The organism is Streptomyces sp. Ag109_O5-10 (assembly GCF_900105755.1).
Taxonomy (GTDB): Bacteria; Actinomycetota; Actinomycetes; order Streptomycetales; family Streptomycetaceae; genus Streptomyces.
Map to the genome: position 1 here is coordinate 1935527 of NZ_FNTQ01000001.1, position 25062 is coordinate 1960588.

The window sequence follows — 25062 nt, forward strand, 5'->3', positions numbered from 1 at the left end:
GTCAGGGCTCCCAGAAGATTCGAACGATCGGACCGTCGAAGGTATGGACTTGAAGATGCGGAAGATCCCCGTCACGGTTTCCTTCACCGTGCCCAAGGACTCGGCCGTCCTCCCCGAGCTGGTCATCCCAGTGATACGTGCCGCGCTTGGTTCCGAAGTACTGCTTTGTTCCGACGCCGTCCATTCCGGATGCGTTCCTGTACCCTTCCCCTTGATACGTCCGAAAGAAGAGTTCTTCCGCTTCAGCACGACTCTTTACCGTGACGCTCGTCGCGCCATCAGCCAGAGATTTGAACGCTCTGGAAACGCTTCCGCTCGACCACGGAATACAACCACCGGAGTTGTGAACCAGAACCGGTATGTTCCCCGCCAGCACATAGTACGTGTGGAGTTGCTGGACGCTGAGGTTGTACATGTCCGCGGCACCGGGGCGGGCAATGACGGCGTCGATGCGTACGTGGTGGTCGGTGACGGTGTTGAGGACGTGACCGGTCTTGAGTTTGCCGGCGGGGATCCAGGTATGGAGAGTGTCGTCCCAGAAGGGGTGACGGGACGTGGTGTGGAGCGTCGCTTCGTGACCGTCTGCCCCGCGGATCGTCACATCGACAAGGTCGTCGTCGTGGTGAACCAGGCGGGCTGTGACCTTGCGCGAGCCGCGGTGCTTACCGGTGACAGGGTCGGCGCTCTCCACCCGGTCACCGGGTTTGATGCTGCCGATGGCTTTTGCCTTCCGGCCCGCCATCAGGACCGGTGTCTGCGGATCGAAGCTGCAGAGGGGCACACCCTCCTCAGCAGCCTCCTCCGCCAAGCCCCCCTTGGCGAACATTCCCTCAGCCAGATCACCGAGGGACTGGCACAGACTCACAGCCTCGCAAGGGTTGCTCGGCACATCCTTGATGTCGGCCCAGGTGTGGTAGTACTGCTGGAATCCCTGGCACGAACTGGTCCACAGAAGATCTTCACCGGTGCACCGTTCCCGGAAGTACAGTTCGACGTTTCTCGCCGGGGAAAGGTCAGAACGGTACGTCCCGTAGTTCACCATCATCTTGATGGTGGGTACCGGATGCGCGCTGTTGAAGCTCTTCATGAGCTTCATCGGCGGCAGTGTGCCTTCGTCTCCGGGTGCGTCGTAGCTGGTTCCGTCGTAGTCGGGCGACTGGGGATCGTTGTGCGACTTGTAGGTCCCGTAGGTGCCGTTGCTGCCGGAGCAAAAGGCGCTCGGGTAGCACGATTCGAGACCGGTCGGGTCCGCTGAGGCGACGGGGTTGTCGGCGGCGTAGGTGTAGCCGCCGAGTTGCTGGGGGTCGGTGGCCTCCAATACCGGGTCGATGCTGATGAAACGGCCCAGCGTGGGGTCGTACTTGCGGGCGCCGACGTCGGTGTAGCCAGTGCTCTTGTCCTGTGGCGAACCCAGATATGAGTGGGTGGGATCGGGCCAGGTGACGGTGTTGGCGCTGCTGCGTGGCTGGCCGTAGGGGGTGTACTGCTGGCGGGCGACCTGCTGGCTGGTGGTGTCCATCGACAGGGTCGAGGTGCCGTGGGGGTCGTTGAAGAGGTACTTCACTCCGCCACCCGCGAGGCTGGAGCGGATGGCCACGGGGGCGCCTGCGCCGCCATGGCTGTAGGTGCGGACGGCCCCGAGCAGGGTGTTGGGGGTGACGCTGGTGTTGACGACGATCTCGGTGTCGCCGGCGAAGAGCGTGGTCTGGCCGGGGTCGCGGCGGATGAGCTGGTTGCCGTCGGCGTCGTAGAGGTACTTCGTGCTCGTAGGGCTGGCGCCGGTGGTGTCCACCTGGGCCAGGTGACCTTCGTCGTCCCAGGTCAGGGTCTGGCCTGGGCCGCTGGTGGGGGTGCGGGTGTGCAGGTTGCCGTTCTCGTCGTAGCCGAAGGCCGTGGGGTTGGTACCGCCGGTCGTGGCGGTGAGCGTGTGGGGCTGGGCGCCGGTGGAGTTGCAGTTGGCGGTACAGCCGTCGGTGTAGGTGGTGGTGACGGTGCTGCTGGTGGTGCCGATGGCGTGATCGATGCTCTGGTGGCGGTTGCCGATGGCGTCGTAGCTGAAGGTCTGCCAGTACGAGCCGGGCGCCGTGGTGAGGGTGGTGCTGGTGGGCGGTTTTGCGGTGCAGTTGTCGTTGGCGGTCCAGGCGTCGGTGAGCCGGGCCAGGGCGTCGTAGGTGAAGCACTGCTGGTCGGTGACGGTGGTGCCGGTCTCCGACTGCTGGTCGGTGATGGAGGTGGGGTTGCCGGAGGCGTCGTAGGCGTACTTGGTGTCATCGACCGTCGGGCCGGGCGCCTGGGTCCGGCTGATCACACGGTCCGTCAGCCGGAGGGTCTGGGCGTCGTAGTCGTAGGTGGTCGTGGCCGGGTTGGTCGAGGCGCCCTGGGTGACCTGGGACAGCGCGCCGAAGTCCGTGTAGACGGTCGAGCCCGCATAGATGGTGGCGCTGCTGCTGGATTCGGTCGGGTTGCCCAGCGCGTCGTGGGCGTAGGTGATGACCTCGTTGTTGAGTCCCTGGGTGCGCGGATCGCTCTGCGAGGCGAGCAACTGGTCGCGGGGAGTGTAGGTGTAGGTCGTGGTGTAGGTCGAGGGCAGCGGGGCCTCGGAGTCGGGCAGGGTGATCTTCGTGCCGATCGGCTTGCCGAGGGTGGTGTAGCCGGTGGCGGCGACCGTGTAGCCGCCGGTTGTGCCCTGGACGTAGCGGGTGGAGGAGGACGGCAGACCGATCCGCAGCGTGTCGTAGGCCCATGAGGCGAACTGGAAGTTGGACTTCGACTTGTCGGTGGCGGTGAGCTTGCGGCCTAGAAGGTCGTAGGTGTAGTCGAGTTCGACCTGCTTGGCCTCGTCGGTGGTGGACACGAGGTTGCCGGCGTCGTCGTAGCCATAGCTACTCTTTCCCGCATCCGGGTCGGACTGGCTCCTCTTGCGGCCCAACAGGTCGTAGTCAAACGTCCACACCGCCTTGTCAGGGCCCGTGACCTGGTGCAGCTGGCCCCCGGCCGTATATCCGTAGGTCGTGGCCGAGGGGGTGCCGCCAGTGGCGGTGAAGCCGGCGGCCGCGGACCCGGACACGGTGGGCGGGGCGCTGTACTGGTCGAGTTCGGTGGTCTGGCCGCGTGCGTCGACGACCTTGGTGGAGGCCACCCCGCCCTTGGGCGGCAGGACGGTGGTCTTGTCTCCGGTGTAGGCAGTGGTCGTGTTCCAGGTCTTGGACCCGTTGTGTTCCTCGGTGACCAGGTCGGTCCGGCCCTGCCCGTCGTAGTCGGTGACGGTGGTGTCGGGGACGGTCACCTGGGAGACCGGGATCAGGGTGCTGCGGGGGCTGCCCGAGACGCTGTAGTTGTTGTTGGTGACGACCGTCCAGCCGTGGGAGTCGTACTGGGTGTCCGAGACCGCGGTGCTGGAGTTCTCCGCCGTCGCCTGGACCTGCAGGGGCCGCAGCATCGCGTCGTACAGCGTCTCGCTGGTCGAGTAACTGCCGTTGTCGAGCAGCGTGTTGGCGGCGACAACCGACGGTGCCGACTGGGACATGCTGTAGGTGTAGGTCGTGTTCGCCGGTGCGCTGTTGGCCTTGACCTCGTTGGGCAGCCACACCCCGATCAGACGGCCGAGCGCGTCGTACGTAAGTGAGGTGAGCAGGCCGGCCGCGTCGGTCTTGGCGGTGGGCAGGGCTCGGGCCGGGTCCAGGGTGTTGCTCGCGAGCTCGCAGTCCTTGGAGGAAGCGGTGGCCGTGGAGCAGTCCGTGCCGGGCGTGACCTGGGTGATGACCGTGCTGCCGGTGGGCAGCGCGCCGCTCGCCGGGGTGTAGGAGGTGAACACGGTCCGGGCGAGGCTCTTGCCGTCCGGCGAGGTCGAGTTCGGGGTCCGGGTGACCTTCGCCGTGCGGCCGTAGGAGTCGTACCTGGTGGCGGTCTGGTCGACGAAGGCGGTCGCACTGGCACCGCTGGCGGCGGATGCCACCTGGACGAGGGTGGCGTCACCGGTCTTGGGCAGGGCCGGACTCGTCTGCCCGTCACCGTCGTAGGCGAAGGCGTTGGTGTCGTAGGAGGTGCGGGTGTCGGAGATCAGGGTGCCGCCGGGGGTGGCACCTGCGGTCGAGCAGTCCTGCGCCGTGGTGATTGTCTCGGCCGGCACCACCACGGTGTCCGTACTACCGGTGAGGTAGCGGGTATAGGTGCACTTGGCGACGTTGTCGCCCGCCGTGGGCTCACCGCGGTCGTCGGCCTGCACGGACATGCCCGTGGTCGACTTGCCCAACGCCGTGTTGTAGAAGGTGTCGGTCTCGGTCTTGCGCCAGCCGTAGGACACGGCCTGGCGGGTCAGCGTCTTGGCGGTGCGGACCATCTGCGCCGTCAGATCCGGCACGCCACTGCGGCCGCGGGTGGCCGTGGGACCGATGATCGTGGGAACCGTGACGACGGCCTTGTCCAGGCTGCCCGCGGCACTGGTGTAGGTGTCGGTCTCGAAGGTCTGCCCCGCCAGAGCGTTGTCGTCGGCGACCGAGGTGGCGCCGTCCTGGCTGGTCAGCGCCGGTACCGAGCGGGTCTTGCCGCCGGGCAGTGTGTCGCCGTTCATGCCCAGGAAGTAGTACGTCTTCGTCAGCGTCTTCTGGTCGTGAACATCGGCGCCGTCCGTCTTGTGGAAGACGGTGGGGTCGCCGGTGGTGACGTCCACTTCCGGAAAGCCCCGGAACTGGCCCCAGGTACGGTTCTTCGCCTTGACGAGTTCGTTGTCGTCATGGTGCCAGCCGGGGTTGCCCTTGTAGGCGTAGTCCGTCTCCAGCTTGGGCTGGGTGCCGTCCTGGTAGGAGTTGTTCGGGTCCTCGGTGACGACCGAGGTGACCTTGTACTTGTAGAACCAGTCCATCCACGGCGCGGGCTGCCCGTCAGGGGTCCAGTACACCGGGAAGCACGACAGCGTGTTGGTGGAGGCGAAGGCCTGGGCAGCCGCGTCCGTGGGGTCGTCCGGGTCGCTGGCCGGGGCGCTGGAGCAGTTGGGTCGGTCGTAGCTGACCGTTGTCTGCGCGCCGGACTCGCTGGTGACCACCTGAATCCGGTCGTGGTACATCAGCGGCATCTGCGGGATCGTCCCGACCCGGTTGGGCAGCTGCAGCGGCGGGTCGAAGCTCACCGCCGGAGTCGAGGTGCTGCCGGAGGCTCCGCCCAGGGTGTCCAGGCCGGTGCGCTGGATGGAGTCCAGCCAGAGCGTGGGGGCGTGGTCGCCGCCGTCGGGGAAGGACTGGGTGAACGTGTACTTGTCGACCTGCTTGGTCGCCCCGCCCGACTGGATCTGGGTGGTGATCGACGTCAGGCGCTTACGGGACCAGAAGCTCGGGCCGTGGTTGGTGCAGCTGGCGTCCTTGGTGCAGTTCAGGTCGATCGGCACGTCCGGCCAGTACGCGGCGTTGGCGGGCGTGAACTGGCTGTCCGCACAGGTGTTGCCCGACGGAGTGCCGGCGATGCACCGCTCCGCGGTGTCGAAGACGATCTGCTCCGGCGCGGTGGCCGAGTAGATCGTCGAGGAGGTCATGCCGTAGTCGACGCGGGACAAAGTGCCGCTGCGGGTGTACGACACCGCGGTGTCCTTCATGTCCGCGCCGTAGTAGCCGGTATCCGGCGTGTAGTACCAGGCGGTGGCGTTGCTGTGGGTGTCGACCACGTAGTCCAGGTTGAAGCGGTAGCCCAGCGTGCAGGAGGTGGCGGCGAAGTCGGTGCTGTCCGGGCAGTCGGACACGCCGCTGTGCGCGTGGTAGACCGGTTCGGTCCACACCGACTTCGTCTCGTCCTTGCCACTGCTCCAGCCAGGCAGGCGGTTACGGCCGAAGAAGTACTGCACGCCACCTTCGGTGACCTTGAAGTACTCCCCGTTCGCCGTACCGTTCGTGGCGCCGGTCAGGTCCTCGATCTTGGTCGTGGAGCTGTCGTCGGCGGGGCGGAAGGTCTTGGTCGAGTCGTCGTAGACGATGTCGGTGGACTTGCCGTTCAGCGACAGGGTGAGGATCTGTCCCGCCCAGCACTGGTCGCCGTCGTTCTTCGGCGCCCCGGACGACGAGTCGTCCCTGCAGGACTTGTACGTACGCTCGACGTAGTTCTCCGCCGAGGTCCAGCCGTCACCCAGCCACGAGGACTGGTTGTTGGTCCCCTCGGTGCGTGCGTCCTGGCCGGCGGAGCTGTAGGCGAGATCGACGTTCGGGACCGCGCCGCCGATCGCCGGCGGCACCGAGATCGGATAGCTGTAGGTGAACGCGCCCGTGTTCCCGGAAGTCGACCAGGAACCGCCGGGCGACAGGCTGGTCGCCGAGTAGTCACCCGACGCACCCGAGGTGCCCGAGGTCGCCGCCATGACCACCGTCGCACCGGACGACGTCGTCGCCGAGCGGGCAGCGCCGGCGGCACCCGACGACACCACGCCCGGGCCCGGAACGGTGACCTGGGCGGACAACGGTGTTCCGGCGGCGGTGCGCACGGCGCTCTGTGACTGGCACTTGAACAGCTTCGGCGTGGTCAGGGCGCAGGCGGGCAGCTGGACCAGGTGCAGGCGGGCGGCGAAGTCACCGCCGAAGGCGTAGCGGAACGCCGAGTCGTCTACCTGCAGCGCGACCCTTCCGGCACCGGGGCTGGTGCGCTGGAGAGTGAAGAGCACACCGTGAACACCGGCCGCCCGCGCGGCCTTCTGGTCCAGCACGGTCACCCGCACCCGCTGCGATCCGGTGACGGCGCCCGCCTTGGACCCGGCTCCTGCCACGGCTCCCAGCAGGACCGGCGTGCCCTTGGCCCGCAGCTGGGTCGCCTTGGACGTCAGCCGCGCGGAGGCGGTGGCAATCGGCAGAGTGACCACGGCACTGCCCGCTGCGGGAAGCTTCGCATGCCCATTGGGATCGAAGTGCTTGAAACTCTTGGACGTGGAGTTCCGCTTGGGCCTGGCATGAATGACGGGGACCCGCTTGTTGCGCGGAACGGCGGGAGCCGCCACATGTTCCTTCACCGACGAGGCCGCCGTGGCCACGCCGGCGGGCAGCAGGCCCACCACCAAGGCACCGGCCATCACCGCTGCCGTGCGACGAACCCTGCGAGTGGCCCAGGCCACCCGACCGCGTCTCCGCCCCGCACTCCGCACCATGCTGTGCGTCCCTTCCCCCGTCCCGGATCGCCCAAGTCCCCTTCACCTGTGGCGATTTGAGTGCACAACCGCACGGAGGCACGCGTCGATCACGTCCCCCCGCGGGAGATCACGCTAGGACTCGAGGCCGACCCCGATCCCAAAGGATCTCCACAGAAAAGGCAAAGGAACTACCCATGCTGGAACGCAAGTTGACATCAATTCGTCAAAATCCAACTCCGAGCGGGCACTTGGCCATCCAGTGACCGGATGCCCCGCGTCGAGACCTGTCGCCGAGGCACTGGCCGAGACGGCACCAGCACACGCGGTGTCCAGCGCGCCGACGGACGGGGCTCCCCACATCCGTCGACTCGCCTGGCATCGAGTACCACACGACCGTCCGTGCTCTACGGCGGCCGCCCGGCTCGTCCAGCCCTTGCGGCCCGACGCGCTGAGGATCTCGGAGGAGAGATCCTCAGCCCGCCTGCCCCTGCTCCGTGCCGGTCGTCGGCGGGACCACTCGGAGGCTCGCCATGGGCTGCACCCAGGAAAGGTCCGTGCCCTCGAGTTCGACGACGGCGCTCCAACCGGGAGTCAGTTCGGTGAACTCCCCGACGGGCTCCCGGTACATCCGGAGCACCCGGGCCGGGGAAGTCCGGTCATCCGGCGGGCTGTCCTCCGGAAGCACCGAATCGCCAGGGAAAACGCTCTTCCCCACACTGATGCAACGAGCATGACAGACCACCTTGTGCGCCGAGGGCCGCTCGTACACGATCACCACTCGCAGTAGTCCCACAGGCTCGGTACTACTCATGCTGAGGAGGCCTCCATCCAGGGTCAGAACCAATTCATGACTTTGTCGGCCACATCGGACGCCACACCGCTGCCGATGATGCCTCCGACGACACCCCCGACGACACCGCCCACGACGGTACCCGCTCCGGGTATGGCCGAGCCTATGGCCGCACCCACCTCCGCGCCGTAGGCTGCGCCCGCGAGGCCGCCCGCGAGGCCCGCGGCGTCCCGTGTGGCGGTGTGGAGCCGCTGGGCCGGCGGTGCCTTGGCGACGTCGTAGGCGGAGAGCGCCACCGCTCCGACGAAGAGGCTTCCCTTGAGCGCGCCTCCGACCGTGATGAAGCCCGCGTCGCCGCCGGCCGAGTCCGCCAGCTTGCTCGCGGTCGAGGCGGCACCGCCGCCGGAACCGCCACTGGCCCCAGCGTTCTTGGCGAACTCCTCGATCTGGGCGGGGGTCAGCTTGCGGGTCGCGATGAGGTTGGCGTCCAGGTCCGGCTGCTTGGTGGACGGATCGACGTCGATCCCCATCTTGGACAGCATGCTCCGCGCCTGCTCGACCGGGATCGTCACCCGGGCCCGCTTGGCGATGTCGCCGGCGGACGTCCCGACCCACACCTCGCTCTCGTGCGGAATCGATTGGTAGTAGTTGTCCACGATCTCCAGGTCGACGAGGTCCTGCCGGTTCAGGATGTGGAGCACGCCCTGCCCGTGGTAGTCGTTCGCGGCCTGGGTGGCGAAGTGGGTGGAGACACCGGGGTCCGAGGAGGTCGGGGTGAAGCCGGTGGACTGGATGTTCTCCGAACCGCCGAAACCCTCCGTGGAACCGCGGAAGAGCCAGTCCGTCGCGTCCGTCGGCGGGCGGTAGTCCGGCCCGGGGCCCATGTCAGCCGGGTACATCTGGCCGCTCGGGTCGGCGTTCGTGACGGGGTTGTCACCGGCGTAGGCGTAGCCGCCGAGCTGCTGCGGGTCGGTGGCCTCGAACTTGGGGTCGACGCTGATGAAGCGTCCCAGCGCCGGGTCGTACTTGCGGACGCCGACGTCGGTGTAACCGGTGGCGGCTTCCTGGGACTTGCCGAGGTACGAGTGGGCGGGGTCGGGCCACGCGGTGCCGTTCGCGTTGGCCCGCTGCTGACCGTAGGGCGTGTACTGCTGACGGGACACCTTCTGCGTGGTGGTGTCCATGGCCATGGTGCCGGTGCCGTGCGGGTCGTCGAAGAGGTAGTCGGTGCCTCCGCCGGGCAGGCTGGAGCGAACCGCCACCGCGCTGCCGGCGCCACCGTGCGCGTAGGTGCGTACGGCACCGAGCAGGACGTTCGGAGTGACGCCGGTGTTGACGACGATCTCGGTGTCGCCCGCGAACAGCGTGGTCTTCCCGGGGTCGCGGCGTATCAGCTGGTTGCCGTCGGCGTCGTAGACGTACTTGGTGGTGGTGGGGCTGCTTCCGGTGGTGTCGACCTCGGCCAGATGGCCTTCGTCGTCCCAGGTCAGGTTCTGGCCGGCGCCGCCGCCGGTGGGCGTGCGGGTGAGCAGGTTGCCCGCGGCGTCGTAGACGAAGTCGGCCGGATTGCTCCCGCCGGTGGTCTTGGTGAGGGTGTGCGGCTGGGCGCCGGTGGCGTTGCAACCGGTGGTGCATCCTTCGACGTAGCCGGTGGTGTCGTCCGCTCCACCGGTGGTGGAGTGGTCGACCACCTGGGTGCGGTCACCGATGGCGTTGTAGCTGTACGACTGCCAGTACGACCCGGCCGTACCGGCCACGGTCGCGGCGGTGGGGTCGGTGCCCTGCGCCGGGCAGGCGGCCTTCGCCGTCCATGCCTGGGACAGCCGGGCCAGCGCGTCGTACCGGTAGCACTGGGTGTCGGTGACCGTGTTCCCGGTCTCGGACTGCTGGTCGGCGGCAAACAGCGGGTTGCCGGCGGCGTCGTAGGAGTACGTGGTGTCGTCCACCTGCGGCCCGGGGGCCTGCGTGCGCGAGATGAGGCGCTCGGTGGGTTTGCGGGTCTGGTCGTCGTAGGAGTAGGTGATCCAGGCGGGGTTGCTGGACGCGCCCAGAGTGAGCTGCGAGGGCTGGCCGTAGTTGGTGTAGACGGTGCCGCCGACGTAGGTCTGGGCGCTGCTCGCGGTCGTGGTCGGGTTGCCGAGCACGTCGTGCCCGTAGGTGATGGTCTCGCCGATCAGGCCCTGGGTACGCGGGTCGACCTGGGAGGCCAGCAACTGCGTCTTGGGGGTGTAGGTGTAGGTGGTCTGGTAGCTGGTCGGCAGCGGCGCCTCGCTGTCGGGCAGCGTGATCTTCGTGCCGGTCGACTTGCCCAGTGTGGTGTAGCCGGTCGTCGCGACCGTGTATCCGCCCGTCACGCCCTGCACATAGCTGGTGGACGAGGTCGGCTGGCCGATCCGCAGGGTGTCGTACAGCCAGGAGGCGACCTTGAAGTTCTTCGCCTTGTCCGTCTCGGTCAGCTTGCGGCCGAGCAGGTCGAAGGTGAAGTCCAGTTCGTCGCCGCGTGAGTCGGTGGTGGAGAAGAGGTTCCCGGCGTCGTCGACGCCGTAGCGGCTGGTGCCGGCGTCCGGGTCCGCCTGCGAGGTCTTGCGGCCCAGCAGGTCGTAGCCGAAGGACCACACCGCGTTGTCGGGGCCCGTCACCTTGTTCTGCTGGCCGGCCGCGTTGTAGCCGTAGCGCGTGGCCTGGGAGGTCCCGCCGGTGGTGGTGAAGCCGTCGGTCGCGTTGCCGCTGACGGTCGGTGCCGCGGTGTACTGGTCGAGCTCGGTGTTCTGACCGCGAGCATCGGTCACCGTGGTGGTGGCGACCGCACCGGTGGGCGGGATGACGGTGGTCTTGTCCCCCGTGTAGGCGGTGCGGGTGTTCCAGGTCTGGGCCCCGTCGTGCTCCTCGGTGCTCCGGGTGGTGCGTCCCATCGCGTCGTGGTCGGTGACGGTGGTGGCGGGGATGGTCACCTGGGAGACCGACACCAGGCTGGAGCCCGGGTTCCCTGAGATGGCGTAGCTGTTGTTGGTGACCACGGTCCAGCCGTGCGAGTCGTACTGGGTGTCCGAGACCGTGGTGCTGCCGTTCTCCGCCGTCACCTGGGTCTGCAGGCTGCGCAGCATGGCGTCGTACAGCGTCTCGTTGACGCTGTAGCTGCCGTTGTCCAGCAAGGTGCCGGTGGACACCACCGAAGGAGCCGTGGCGGACAGCGCGTAGTTGTAGGTCATGCTGGCGGCGGCACCGGACGCCTTGTTCGCGTTGGGCAGCCAGACACCGGTCAGCCGGCCGAGCGCGTCGTAGGACAACGAGGTGACCAGACCGGCGACATCGGTCTTGGTGACGGGCAGGCCACGGGCGGCATCCAGGTCGGAGGTCGCCACCTGGCAGTCCTTGGACGAGGCGGTGGCCGGTGTGCAGGTCGCGCCCGGGGCGACCTGTGTGGCGGTGGTGGTGCTGGTCGGCAGCGCGCCGGCGGCCGGTGTGTACGAGGTCGCCACCGTCTGGGCCAGGCTGCTGCCGTCCTGGGCGGTCGAATGCGGCGTCCGGGTGGCCAGTACGACTCGACCGTAGGAGTCGTACGTGCTCTGGGTCTGGTCGACGAACTTGGTGGCACTCGCCCCGCTGGACGCCGACGCCTTCTGGACGAGCGTGGCGTCGCCCGTGCTCGGCAGGTCCGGGTTGGCCTGACCGTCGCCGTTGTACGCGAAGGCGTGCCCGTCGTACGACGTGCGGGTGTCGGAGACCAGGTTTCCAGAGGGGGTGGCCCCGGAGCTGTTGCAGTCCTGGTCGGTGACGATCTTCTCGGCGGTGACCACCACGGTCGCGTGGGTGCCGTCGAGGTAGCGGGTGAAGGTGCACCTGGCGGTGTTGCCGGTGGCACCCACCTCACCCCGGTCGTCGCTCTGGACAGCCATTCCGGTGGTGGTCTGGCCCAGTGTCGTGTTGTAGAAGGAGTCGGTCTCGGTCTTGCGCCAGCCGTAGGAGACGGCCTGGCGGGTCAGCGTTCTGGCGGGACGGACCATGTTCGCCGTCAGGTCCGCGATTCCGGTCCGGGACCGCGTGGCGGTGGGGCCGATGATCTTGGGAACGTTGACGACGGCCTTGTCGATGTCGCCGTTCACACCGGTGTAGGTGTCGGTCTCGAAGACCTGCCCGGCCAGCGGGTTGTCGTCGGCGACGCTGACGCTGCCGTCCTGACTGGTGAGCGGGGGCACGCTACGAGTCCCCGACGGCATGGTGTCGCCGTTCATGCCCAGGAAGTAATAGGTCTTGGTGAGGGTCTTCCGGTCGTAGACCTTGGCCCCGTCGGTGTAGTGGAAGACGTTCGGGTCACCGGTGGTGACGTCCACTTCCGGGAAGCCGCGGAACTGGCCCCAGGTGCGGTTCTTGCTCTTGACCGTCTCGTTGTCGTCGTAGTGCCAGCCCGGATTCCCCTTGTAGGAGTACTCCGTCAGCAACTCCGGCTCGGTGCCGTCCTGGTAGTTGTTGTGCGGGTCGATGGTGGTCACCGATTTGACCGGGTGCAGATAGAACCAGTCCAGCATCGGCGCGGGTTGTCCGTCCGGCGTCCAGTACGACGGGAAGCACCGCAGCTTGTTCGTCGAGGCGAACCCCTTCGCCGCCGCGTCCGCCGGGTCGGACGGATCACTTGCCGGGGCGCTGGAGCAGTCCGGGGTGTCGTAGGCCACCGTGGTCTGCGCACCGGTCTCGGTGGTGACCGTCTGGATCCGGTCGTGGTACATCAACGGCATCTGCGGGATCGTCCCAACCCGGTTCGCCAGCTGCAACGGCGGATCGAAGCTGACCGACGGGGTGGAGGCACTGGCGGAGGCCCCGCCGAGCAGGTCCAGGCCGGTGTGCTTGATGCTGTCCAGCCACAGGGTCGGGGCGTGGTCCCCGCCGTCGGGGAAGGACTGCGCGAAGTCGTAGCGGTCCACCTGCTTGGTCGCCCCGCCGACCTGCACCTGCGTGGTGATCGAGGTCAGACGCTTGCGTGACCAGAAACTGGGCCCGTGGTTGGTGCAGTCCGTCGCGTCCTTGGCGCAGTTCAGGTCGACCGGCACATCCGGCCAGTAGTCCGGGTTGGACTTGGTGAACTGGGAGTCCGAGCACGTGTTGCCCGCGGGCGTGCCCGCGATGCAACGCTCCGCCGTCGCGTCGAACAGGATCTGCTCCGGTGCGGTACCCGAGTAGACCGTGGACGAGGTCGTGCCGTAGTCGATGCGCTTCAGCGTCCCACCGCGGGTGTAGGCCACCGCGGTGTTCTTCATGTCCGGGCCGTAGTAACCCGTCTCGGGCGCGTAGTAGTACGCCATCGCGTTGCCGTGGCGGTCCACGACGTAGTCCAGGTTGAACCGGTAGCCCAGAGTGCAGGAGCTGGACGCGAAGTCGGTGCCCGCCGGGCAGTCCGACACCCCGCCGTGCGCCTTGTAGACCGGCATCGTCCAGGCCGACCTGGTCTCCTCCTTGCCGGAACTCCAGCCTGGCAGGCGGTTCCAGCCGAAGTAGTACTGGATGCCGTTCTCGGTGACCTTGAAGTACTCGCCGTTGTCGGTGCCGTTGGTCGCGCCGGTCAGATCCTCGATCTTCGTGGTGGAGTCGTCCTGCGCGGGGCGGAACGTCCTGGTGCTGTCGTCGTAGACGATCGGCGTGGACTTCCCGTCCAGCGACAGGGTAAGGATCTGGCCGGCCCAGCACTCGTCGCCGTCGTTCTTGGGCGCGTCCGACGACGAGTCGTCCTTGCAGGACTTGTAGGTCCGCTCGATGTAGTTGTCCGAGGTCGACCAGCCGTCACCCAGCCACGAGGACTGGTTGTTGGTGCCCTCGGTACGCGCGTCCTGGGTCGCCGAGTTGTAGTTCAGGGTCAGCGTGGGTGCCGAACCGCCGATGGCTCCGGGCACGGCGATGGGGTAGTTGTAGGTGAAGGCGCCGGTGTTGCCCGCAGTGGACCACGTGCCACCGGACGACAGACTGGTCGCCGTGTAGTCGCCGGACGAGCCGCTCGTACCCGAGGTCGCGGCCAGCGCCACCAGGCCGCCGGAGGCCGCGGCGGTGTGTGCGGAAAGGGTCTTGGACGTCGTCGTCGCCGGCAGCGAGACCTGGGCCGACAACGACGCGCCGGCCTTGGTGCGCAACGGGGTCTGCGACTGGCACCGTGGCAGTCGAGGGGTCGTCAGCACGCAGGCCGGCAGCCGCACCAGGTGCAACCGGGAGGCGTAGTCGCCGCCGAAGGCGTTGCGGAAGGTCGCGTCGTCCACGTCGACCTCGACGCTGCCGGAGCCGGTACCGCCCATGCTGCGCAGGGTGAACAGCACGCCGTGCACTCCGGCGGCCCGCGCGGTCTTCTGGTCGACCGTGGTCACCTGGACCCGGCGCGCCGTGGTGCCCGAACGCACCGCCGACAGCAGCACCGGCGACGACCCCGCCCGTACGCGCGATACCGTCCGCTGCGAGGACGCCGAACCGGCCGCCGCGTGCGCGGAGCGCCCGCCGGTGGGCGGAGCGGTCAGCGACACCGTCGAGCTCCCCGCACCCGGCAACGACGCGTGCCCCGCGGGATCGAACCGTGTGAACCCCTTCGACGCCGCTGCCGCCTTCGGCTTCGCGTGCGTGAAGGGAATCCGCTTGTCCTTGGCCACGGCTGGGGCGGAGACGTGCCGATGCCAACCCGGCGCGGCCATCGCGTCCGCCGCGGGGGCGAGCATGGTCACCACGAGGACACCCGTCGTCGCGAGGCTGAGGCCACGGAACCGTCTGACGCCCCGTCGTATCCGTCTTCCCAACCCGGCCGTTCGTGTCATGGTGAGCCCTCCCCCGTTCCCGGCCCAGGGCACGGCGAAGCCGCCCCCGGGTGTTGCTGTGGGCACCCAAGTGGCCTTCGGTCAGGGCCGGTTGAGCGCACGCCAAAGCGGGGACACAGTTGATCAAGCCCCCACGGAAGCTTCACGCTAGATCCTGGGATCAACACAGCTTGCAAAGCGCACGCACATGGATTGCAAAGGAATCCCCCAGGGTTGAACCCAATTTGACTTGCATACGTCAAAAACGGACCTCGTTCGGTCACCAGGCGATCAATCGACGATGGACCCGGCTCACACCGGCCCCACAGAATGCACCTCGGCGCGGGGCCCACGGGGGGACCGCCCGAGACCTGCAAAGGATCCCGACTTCGAATGTCCGCCTTCCGCACACGCATGCCCGCGTCCAGACGGCCCGTGCCAAGACCCGTCGCCGTCGCTGTCGTCGCGGCCCTGGCCGCCGGCTCGCTGACCGCCACGGTGACGGCCCACGCGGCGCCTGCCGCCGCCCAGTCGTCGCACCCGAAATCGCACAGCCCGCGTTCCCAGTCCGCCGGCCGGCGTCTCAACGCCACGGAGGCGGCGTCCGCGCGGGCGAAGGCGACCGGCAAGCCGGTGACGATCGACCAACTCACCGACACCGGAACGCTGGTGGTGGCCAATCCGAACGGCACTTTCACCCGCACCGACTCCTCGATGCCGCAGCGCACGCTGCAGCACGGGAAGTGGGTGCCGATCGACACGAAGCTGGTGCGGCAGGCGAACGGAACCTGGGCGCCCAGGGCAGCCGTCACCGACGTGACGTTCTCCGACGGCGGTTCGGGCGCGCTGGTCACGATGCGCAGCGGCAGTGACCAGCTGGGCTTCTCCTGGCCGGGCAAGCTGCCTGAGCCGGTGATCTCCGGCGCCACCGCCACCTACCCCGACGTCCTGCCGCAGGTGGACCTGCAGCTGACCGCGGACGCCTCTGGTTACTCCTCAATCCTCGTGGTCAAGTCCCGTAAGGCGGCGGCCGATCCGCGCCTGCGGAGCCTCACGTTGAATACCACCTCCTCCCATGTCGCGGTGACTCCCACCCGTGACGGTGGGACCCGGGCCACAGACAAGCGCACCGGCGAGACGGTGTTCCACAGTGACACCGCGCTGATGTGGGACAGCGCCGGCAAGAAGTCCTCCGGCGCGCCGACGGCCCACACGGCGACCGTCTCCTCGGCCCGTGCCGAACAGAAGGCAGCCGCCAAGGTCGGCAGGCACCGCGCCCAGGTGCGGGTGAGCCTGCACGACGGCAGGCAACTGCTGCGCCTGGACCAGAAGTTGCTGACCGCCAAGAGCACCACCTACCCGGTCTACGTCGACCCCGAGTGGAGCGGCAGGCCCTCCCAGCTGGACTGGGCGCGGATCTCGGACAACGGGTGGAACGTCTACAACTCGACGTCCACCTCGGGCGCGACCAACGCCCGCGAGGGCTGGGACAACTCCTCCCCCGGCAACGGAGAACGGGCCCGCACCTACTACCAGATGAACACGAGCGGCATCAAAGGCGCGGTGGTCACACACGCCTCGCTGTACGTGAAGCAGCTCTCCGCCGCCTCCTGCTCGGACACCCCGGCCGCCGTCTACGGCACCGACCGCCCCGCCGGGTGGAGTTCGTCGTCGCTGTACTGGGGTCATGAGCCCGGCGGGCGCACCGGCTCGCTGGGCACCAACCCCAAGAGCCACGAGGCCGGTACCTGCCCGGTCACCGACGGTGCCAACTCCTGGGTCAGCCCGCCGTCACTGGAGTTCGACGTGACCTCCCGGGCGCAGAGCGCGGCGGCCGGTGGCTGGAAGAGCATGACGCTGATGGTCCAGTCGCCCGACATGAACGACGCCACGCAGTGGAAGCAGCTCGCTTATGGCGGCGGCGCCACCATGTCGGTCACCTACAGCTACCGGCCCAAGCTCAAGAACGGCACCGGCACCCCCGCCATCAAGCCGTCCACGGTGAACCTGGGCAAGACGATGACCACCACCCACACCCCGACGCTGTCCGCGCGCGCGGTCGACCCCGACCTGGCCGGCGGAAGCGAACTGGTGCGCATCGAGTACAACGTCTACAACTCCTCCGGCACCCTGATCCACCAGGGCTTCGGACCCAGCACGGACTCGAAGAAGCGCGCCAGGTACAACACCAACGGCAGTGACTGGACCACGCCGAGTCTGCCGGACGGCACCTACACCTGGAAGGCCACCGCACAGAACGCGGCCGGCTACTGGGCGGGCACCGGATCGGGCATCTGGACCAAGACGCAGACCTTCACGGTGGACACCAGCGCGCCTCCCGCGCCCACGGTGACCTCAAGTCAGTTCCCGGCCAAGCAGATCGGTGCCGCCTACGGCGACAAGGGCACCTTCACGATCAGCAACAACCACACCAACAACATCACCGGCTACCTCTTCGCGCTGGACGCCACGCTCGGCAACACGGTCTACAGCAGCACCGTCACCCACTGGACCACCAGCACGACGATCGCGCCGGGCCACGTCTACTACGCCACCTCGGACAACGGCCCCGGCACCGGCACCGCGGTCCTCAACGGCAGCGCCTCCCCCGCCTTCGCGCCCGCCAAGGCGGGACCGCACACGCTGTACGCCAAGGCGGTGGACCAGGCGGGCTCGACGTCCATCACGCAGACGAGCTACGCCTTCTACGCCGGCACCAGCACCCCGACGTACGCCTACGGCGACAAGATGATCACCGGCTGGACGGCGACCAACACCGACGGCACGACCACCGCCGTGCCCAAGGCGACCACCACGTCCAAGGGCGGTCAGCTGATCAGCCAGGCCGCTTTCAGCGGTTACGAGTTCGCCGACGGCTACCAGGCCATGCTGGCCAACAAGAGCACCACCTCGAAGGTGGTCAGCGGTGACACCGCGACGTTCGGCTTCGACATCCCCAAGGACGGTCCCTGGAGCTTCGGGGCCAACCTGACCAAGGCCAAGGACTACGGCATCTACAACCTGGTCCTGGACGCGGGCAAGTCCACCCAGGCCACCCTGCTCAGCGGCTTCGACGCCTACGGCTCGTACACCACCACCCGGTTCGTCAACCTCGGCATCCCCAAGGACGCGAACGGCCAGCTGCTCACCCTCAAGCAGGGTGCGCACACCCTGACCCTCACCCTGACCGGCAAGAACCCCAGCTCCGCCGGCTACCAGGCCGGCCTCGACGTGCTGCGCCTGGCGCCGGCGCTGACCTGCGCGATCAACAGCACGGGCAGCTGCCTGAACAACACCGCGACCAGCACCTTCACCACCACCACCAGCACAGCCGACGCCGACGGCTCCGGTAACAGCATCAACTCCACCGACCTGACCGGCACTTCGGGCTGGCAGAGCGGCAAGTCGGTGACCGTCGACGGCACGAGCATCGCGCTGCCGAAGTTCGGCACCGGCACCTACGACAACATGCTGGCCTCCGGGCAGACCGTCACCGTGCCGAGCAGCGGCACGGTGAACACCGGCGGCGCCGTGGTCTTCCTGGCCTTCGCCACCGGCGGCGCGGCCAAGGGCGCCACCGGCACCGTCACCTACGCCAAGAACAACTGCCTGGACCCGAACGGCGCCCCCGCCGACCAGTCGTACACGCTGGACACCGTGCCCGACTGGCTGAGCGGCCCGGCCTCCGGGGCCACACTGACCCTCGTCCACCAGAACCACAGCAACAACACCCAGACCAGCCCTAGCCCCGGCCCGAAGGTCTACGCCGTCAGCGTCCCGCTGGCCTGCCCCGGCTCGGTCATCAGCAGCATCTCCCTGCCGCTGTTCACCAACGGCGTCCAGGCCGGCCAGCCGGCACTGCACATCCTGGGCATGGGCCTGCGGCCGCTGACCGCCACCGGCAGCGGAGCCGGCGCCCAGCACTGGGTCGGCACCTGGTCCTCCGTCCAGGACACCGCCAAGGTGACGCAGTCCGGCGGCAGCGCCGCCACCGTCAACGGGCAGACGCTGCGCGTCCCGGCCCACGTCAGCATCGGCACGGACGACGGCAACGGCGTCCGCGTCCACCTGTCCAACGCCATGGGCAGCGGCCCGGTGACCTTCGACGCGGCCTCCGTCGCCCTGCAGGACACCACCGCCGGCGGCGGCGCCGCGGCGGCCGCGGCACCGGTGGCGCTGGCCTTCGGCGGCGCCGCCACGGTCACGATCCCGGCGGGCGGCGACGTCACCAGCGACCCGGTGACCCTGCACGTCGACCAGCAGGCGACGGTCCTGGTCTCCCTCCAGGTGCACGGCTCGGTGTCCGCCCTGCCCGGCCACGCCACGGCCCAGACCCCGGTCTGGGTCAGCGACGCGGCCAACCGCACCGGCGACACCGCGGCCACCAAGTTCACGCAGACCACGTACACCGGTCTGCCGTACCTGGCCGGCATCGACGTCACCACGCCGACCTCCGCCCCCACCGGCTCCCTGGTCCTCTACGGTGACCAGAGCGTCAACGGCGACACCGCGAGCGGCGACGGACAACACCACCTGAGCGACGCCATCACCGGCGCCATCGTGGGCGACGCCAACGGGGACTCCTCGGTGGACTACGGCGTGCTCAACGCGGGCACCAACAGCACCAGTCTGAGCAACAACCTGCTGCCGCAGGGCACGTCGAGCGACACCCCGACCAACGCGCTCAACCCGCTGGACCGCAACGTCCTGGCACAGGGCAACGTGCGGACCGTGCTCGTCTCCACCGGCGCCGCCGACCTGCTCAACTGCACCGGCACCGCCGACGCCTGCGCCACCGGCGTCGAGACCGGACTGGCCGCGCTCAACAGCGAGCTGAGCTCGTACTACACCGACGACGGACAGGCCTACATCAACGGGCAGCCGGTCACCCAGAACTCCAACATCACCGTCTACCTCACCACCGTCCCGCCGTTCACCGCCGCGCACCCGGGCACGGCGACCCAGGAGGCAGCGCGTGAGCAGGTGAACCAGTACCTGCTCGACAACTTCCCGACCCAGGTCATCGACTTCGCGGCGGCCGTCTCCACGGACGGCACGGCCACCTCCTCGACCGTCAAGGCGGCGGACCTCTCCAGCGGCAACCCGTCGAACACGTACTACGACGACCTCGCCGCCCGCTACCTCAACGACACCAACACCCAGGTCGTCGGCATCGCGCCGAACCTGATCGTCCCGGAGGCCACCGGCGGCGACACCCCCGACAACGAGTGGGAGCTGGCCGCCGACGGCACCGACGCACGCGGGGACAACCCGTTCACCGCGGTCGGCGGTGCGAGCTTCGGCTCGACCGGCGCCGACGCGGTCAACGCCCCGGACACCGCCATCTCCTTCGACGGCAGCACCGGCTTCCTGGAGAGCGACCACACCGCGGTCAACACCCTCGCCGACTACACCGTCTCCGCCTGGGTGAAGCTCGACTCCGCGGACAACCCGGCCACCGCCATCTGCGAGGGAACCAGCCAGCACCAGGCCTTCTACATCGGCTACGACCGGGGCAACAAGGGCTGGATGTTCCAGACCACGACCACCAACGACGACAGCGCCGACTTCCCCACCGCGGAAGGAGACACCAACACCGGGGCCCTGGGCACCTGGACCCACCTCCTGGTCACCTACACCGCACCCGTGGAAGGCGACGGCAACAGCGGCGTGATGTCCATCTACCAGAACGGCACCCTCATGGGGACCGCCGTCAACCTCACCCCGCAGTACGACTCCTCCATGCCCCTGACCGTCGGCGGCTGCGTCAACGATCCCGCCGCGACCTCGCCGTACAACGCGTTCCCGGGGTCCGTCTCGGACGTCCAGGTCTACCCCTACGCCATGACGGCGAGTGACGCCGGCGCGAACAGCGTGATCGTGCCCGCCGGCTGGCAGAACGGCATGCCCGAGGACGACTGGAAGCTCGCCGCCAACGGCGCCGACACCGCCTCTCTCAACCCGCTCACCGCGACCGGCGGCGCCACCTACGGCAGCGACGCGCCGAGCGGGCTGTCCGGCAGTGTCGCCTTCGACGGCAGCACCGGCTTCCTCAAGAGCAAGCAGAGCGCGGTCAACACCCTCGGCGACTACACCGTCTCCGCCTGGGTGAAGATCAACTCAGCCCTCGGAACCACCGCTGTCTGCCAGGGCACCACCCAGCACCAGTCCTTCTACCTCTCCTACGACAAACCCAGCGCCGCCTGGATGTTCCAGACCACCACCACCAACGACGAGAACTCCGACTTCCCCACCGCCGAAGGAGACAACAACTCCGGCCCGGTCGGCACCTGGACCCACCTGGTCGCCACCTTCCGGGCACCGGTCCCCGGAGCCTCCACCACCGGCAACATGGCGCTCTACCAGAACGGCACCCTGGTCGGGACCGCCACCAACCTCAGCCCCCAGTACGACTCCTCCCTGCCCCTGACCATCGGCGGCTGCGTCAACAGCGCCTCCGCCTCCACCCCCTACCTGGCCTTCCCCGGCTCCGTCGCCGACGTCCACGTCTACCCCCGGACACTCTCGGCGACCGAAGTCAGCGCACTGCACTGACCCGTACGGCATTGGAAGGCTAGGAGTCTCCAAGAGGTCGAAGGCCCCCGCCACTCGGCGGGGGCCTTCTTCCGCGTGGGGGGGGGTGGATCAACAACAGCCCGCCCCCGCGCAAGCCGACAGCAGCGTGACCGGCGCGCGCCGACCTGGTGATCGTCGGCGCGGTGAGCTCTTTGGCGTGGCGACTGATCGGGGGACGGGATCGTTGCCCGCACCGCATGAGGCTCCCGTGCCATCGGAAGAGGTGTCCGAAGTCTGTTCATCGTCACCCACCAGGGTTACCGACGCTGCAAGATCCCCTGACACCAGGCCGCCCCGGTCGCCCCTGCTGCGCCCGTGGCGGCACGGCACCCTCGCAACGGTTCGGCGTCTCCGTCGGCACCGCTCGCTCTCTCCGCCGTCCCACGGGGGCACGGCCGTCAGCGCCGGAACTCAGTGACCGCTCTCGCGGTTCTCGACGCGGAATCCGAACGGCACGGTGCCCGGGTCGAGGGCGGTGATCCCGCCGTCGACGGTGAGGGCCGCGCCGTTGACGAAGGACGCGGCGGGCGAGAGCGAGCCAGGCGATCGCCTCGGCGACCTCGGCCGGGTCGGCCGGGCGGCCGGCGGGCGCCAGGCGCGTCGCCTCCGCGTAGGCCTCCTCGATCCCGCCGGCCATGCCCTCCGGGCGCTGTGATCGTAGGCCGGCGCCCCTTCGTCCCCGCCGGTTTCAGGCCAGCGGATTCGGCAGCGGCAGATAGCGTGCGTCGGCGCCGTCCGCCCCGGTCCAGCGCAGCAGGAGGTTGGTCTTGCCGGGCAGGGTCGGGGAGGCCAGCAGGTCGGCCGCCTCCGGGAGCGGATGCCGGGCCAGCTCCCGCCGGGCCGCGGGCCAGGGGTCGAAGCCGGGGTGGTGTTCGGCGAGCGCGGCGGCGACCTCGGTCAGGTGGTTGACGACGAGGCAGTACACCAGCCGCTCCCACCCGGCGGCCCGGTCCACGTCGGCCCGCAGCTTGACCCCTTCGGCGTCCCGGTACAGCGCCTGCACGGGCATGCCGTCGGCGTCGACGGCGACCAGGGTGTTCTGCAGATGCGCCTCCAGGACGACGCCGTGCTCCGCGAAGGCGGTCAGGGCCGGGGGGACGACCGCCCGCAGATACGCCTCCCACCAGGCGCCGGGGTCCGCCGCCGCGGCCAGCGGGTCGCCGTCGAAGCCCTCCACCAGACCGGCGGCGAGCAGCGGGGTCGCCCCGGGGAGCAGCGGTCCGTGCAGCCCGTCCCTGACGATGACCGCGAGTTCCTCGAAGGCGAAGCGGGCGGTGCGGTAGCCGCGGTCGCCGAGCCAGCCCGCGGGCCCGCCCATCGCCGTGAACGCGGCGGTGACGGCCGCGTTGGTACGGCCCAGTTTCCGCAGGTCGTGCGCCCAGAGGCGGCGGATGTCGTTGGTGATCCGGACATCCAGGCTGAATTTCAGGAAGAGATCGCGCTCCGGCTCGTACACCGTGCGGATCGCCGCCGTCGGCCAGGCGGCGAAGTCGCTCTCGCCGAGGCGCAGCAGCCGTCCGTCCGCGAAGGCGGGGGCGAGGCCGCGGCCGGCCAGGTCGAGCTGCCAGGGGTGGGCGGGCAGCAGCCGGTAGCCGGGCGGTACGGCGGCCAGCCGGTCCAGCGCCGTCGTGTCGCCCTCCTCCGCCACCTCGTCCTCGCGGACCGCGAGCAGCACCAGCGGGAACCGGGCGTGCGCCTCGGGGGCGTACGGCAGCCAGGCGGTGGCCGGGCCGCCGCCGCGTGCCTTGGGGGCCGGGTGGTAGGGATGGCCGGTGATGAGGGACTGCTCCGAACGCAGGTACGGGTCGTCGGGCGCCGTCGCCCGGGCGCGTGCCGTGAGCAGCGCGGCGACCGTGTCCCGGCTGTCGAGCATCTCGGCCGGCAGGTCCCCGTTGGAGAGCCCGGTGTGGATGCGCAGCTCCTCGGCGACGAGTTTCACGAGTTCGGCGTGGCCGAGACGGTGCCAGGTACCGTCCGCGTACACCTCGGGCGCGCTCGGCCGGCGTTCGCCGCGCACCCGCAGCAGCCGTCCGCCGCCGGGCAGCCGGTGGACCCGCCACGGCCCTTCCCCGGCGTCCGGGAGCGGGTGGGCCACCTCCCGCAGCAGGCAGTTGAGCAGGGGCGCGGCAGCATACGCGTCGGCGCGTTCGCCGACCGCGTCGCTGAGGGGCATGAGGTCCACACGTTCCATTCGTTCGCTACGTCCACACAGTCCGTTCCTGATCAGTATGTCGCCCGTCATCGGTCATCATGTCCGTGGTACCCGTCCCCGAGGAGCCTTCCCGTGCGCCGTCCCTCCCCCATCGAGACCCGGCTGGCCGCGGAGCTGGCCGAGGTGCGGCCGGACCTCGTCGACCGGTACACGGCCGAGCTGCCCGGTGCGCGGGCGGCGGTGCTGACCCGGCTGTGGCGGGCGCTGGCGCACGAGCCGCTGCCGTGGGTGGCGCGCCGGGTGCGCGGGGCGCACAGCCTCGCCGTGTGGCTGGCCGACGGGCGGGCGCTGCACGGGCCGCGGGCGGACCCGTACGCGACGGGAGCGTATGTGACCGCCGTACGTCTGGACGGGGAGGCCTACGACGATCCGGCGCGGCTGATGACGGAGCTGGGCTGGCCGCACTCCACGGGATTCGCGGCCGAGCTCGGCCACAGCGCGGCCTCGCTGGCGCTCTCGCGCGCCGGTCAGGAGGCCGGTTCCCCGGAGTGGCCCGGGTCGGACTGGGAGTGGGAGCAGCGGGTCGTCGACGGCCATCCCTTCCACCCCAACTGCCGTTCCAGGCCGGGCTTCTCGGCGGCGGAGCAGCTCGCGTACGGGCCGGAGCACCGGCAGGCCGTGCGGCTGGAGACGGTCCCGGCCGCGGCCGGGGACTGCCTGCTGACCGGCGACTGGCCGGCCGAACTCCGCTATGGACAGCGTCTGTTGATTCCCGTGCACCCCTGGCAGCACGCCCACGTCCTCAAGGGCGGCCCGGCCGGGCCCTGGCGGGACGCGCACCCGCTGATGTCCCTGCGCACGCTCGCCCTTGACGGCGGGACACATGTGAAGACCGCGCTCAGTGCCCGGCTGACCTCGTCCGTGCGGGACATCTCGACGTATTCGGTGGGCGCCGCGGTGACGTTGTCGTCGTTCGCCACCGACCTGGCGGACCGCACGGACGGGCTCCTGCACATCACCCGCACGCTGGGCGCGGTGACCGCCGGGTCCCCCGACCTGGCGGCGCTGCTGCGCGAGTCTCCGCAGGCGTACGCGGCACCGGGCGAGCGGGTCCTCCCGGTTGCCGCGCTGGCCACCACCACGCTCCCCGAATCACCGTCCTGGCTGGCCGGGTTCACCCGGCTCGCGCTGACGGTGGGGCTGCGGCTGCTGGACCTGGGCGTGGCCCTGGAGGCGCACGGCCAGAACCTCCTGGTCGTGCTCTCCGGGACCGGCGCCCCGCTCCGCCTGGTCTACCGCGACCTGGCCGACATCCGGCTCAGCCCCGCCCGCCTGCGCCGCCACGGCATCACCCCGCCCGATCTGACGGGCCGCCTGGTCACGGACGACGAAACCGCCCTGCGCCGCAAGCTGTTCGGCTCCCTGGTCGGGGGCGCCCTCGCGAGCACGGCGGGTTCGGGACCGGCCCTGGCGACGGCCCTGGAGGCGGCCGTACGGCACCTGCCCGCCACCCCCGACCTGACGGCACTCCGCGAAGGCCCGCTGCCCACCAAGGCGTTGACCCTGATGCGGCTCTCCCCGCAGGTGCCCGGCGACCAGTGGACGGCCCTGCCGAACCCGCTCGCCGCCGTGCGTTGACCTGCCGGCCACCCTGATGCACCGGTGCGGACCCCGTTTTGGAGCCCGG

6 protein-coding genes and 1 pseudogene are annotated in these 25062 nt (G+C 69.3%); 2 read left to right on the forward strand and 5 right to left on the reverse strand.

The window, feature by feature from the left end; translation table 11 throughout:
* Position 1 precedes the first annotated feature (1 nt).
* From BLW82_RS08965 to BLW82_RS08975, 3 genes are all read right to left on the reverse strand, one after another.
* A complete protein-coding gene (locus BLW82_RS08965) occupies positions 2 to 7039 on the reverse strand; it encodes a polymorphic toxin-type HINT domain-containing protein (RefSeq protein ID WP_093498290.1) in 7038 nt (2345 codons plus the stop codon).
* Positions 7040 to 7568: 529 nt separating this feature from the next.
* Entirely contained in the window at positions 7569 to 7724 is a 156-nt protein-coding gene (locus tag BLW82_RS44340) for a hypothetical protein (RefSeq protein WP_177232889.1), read from the reverse strand.
* A 206-nt stretch (positions 7725 to 7930) separates the two neighbouring features.
* Entirely contained in the window at positions 7931 to 14572 is a 6642-nt protein-coding gene (locus BLW82_RS08975; protein WP_256216193.1) for an RHS repeat domain-containing protein, read from the reverse strand.
* A 510-nt stretch (positions 14573 to 15082) separates the two neighbouring features.
* Here BLW82_RS08975 and BLW82_RS45290 point away from each other — a divergent pair.
* Positions 15083 to 21202, forward strand: a complete 6120-nt coding sequence (locus BLW82_RS45290; protein WP_143063653.1) for a LamG-like jellyroll fold domain-containing protein — start codon at positions 15083 to 15085, stop codon at positions 21200 to 21202.
* A 432-nt stretch (positions 21203 to 21634) separates the two neighbouring features.
* Here BLW82_RS45290 and BLW82_RS45295 read toward each other — a convergent pair.
* Positions 21635 to 21857 (reverse strand): annotated as a pseudogene (locus BLW82_RS45295) (SDR family oxidoreductase); the annotation flags it as partial.
* Between the two features lie 54 nt (positions 21858 to 21911).
* Complete coding sequence (locus BLW82_RS08990) at positions 21912 to 23414, reverse strand: IucA/IucC family protein (protein ID WP_093498293.1); 1503 nt, start codon at positions 23412 to 23414, stop codon at positions 21912 to 21914.
* Positions 23415 to 23507: 93 nt separating this feature from the next.
* On the opposite strand from BLW82_RS08990, the gene BLW82_RS08995 reads away from it, so the two are divergent.
* Positions 23508 to 25013, forward strand: coding sequence for an IucA/IucC family protein (locus BLW82_RS08995; protein WP_093498294.1), 1506 nt, complete (start codon positions 23508 to 23510; stop codon positions 25011 to 25013).
* The last annotated feature ends 49 nt before the right edge of the window (positions 25014 to 25062 follow it).

Excerpts from the sequence above, each read along its gene's own strand:
- BLW82_RS08965 (WP_093498290.1), bottom strand. The coding sequence starts at position 7,039 with ATGGCCGGTGCCTTGGTGGTGGGCCTGCTGCCCGCCGGCGTGGCCACG.
- BLW82_RS44340 (WP_177232889.1), bottom strand. The coding sequence starts at position 7,724 with ATGTACCGGGAGCCCGTCGGGGAGTTCACCGAACTGACTCCCGGTTGG.
- BLW82_RS08990 (WP_093498293.1), bottom strand. The coding sequence starts at position 23,414 with ATGGAACGTGTGGACCTCATGCCCCTCAGCGACGCGGTCGGCGAACGC.
- BLW82_RS08975 (WP_256216193.1), bottom strand. The coding sequence starts at position 14,572 with ATGCTCGCCCCCGCGGCGGACGCGATGGCCGCGCCGGGTTGGCATCGG.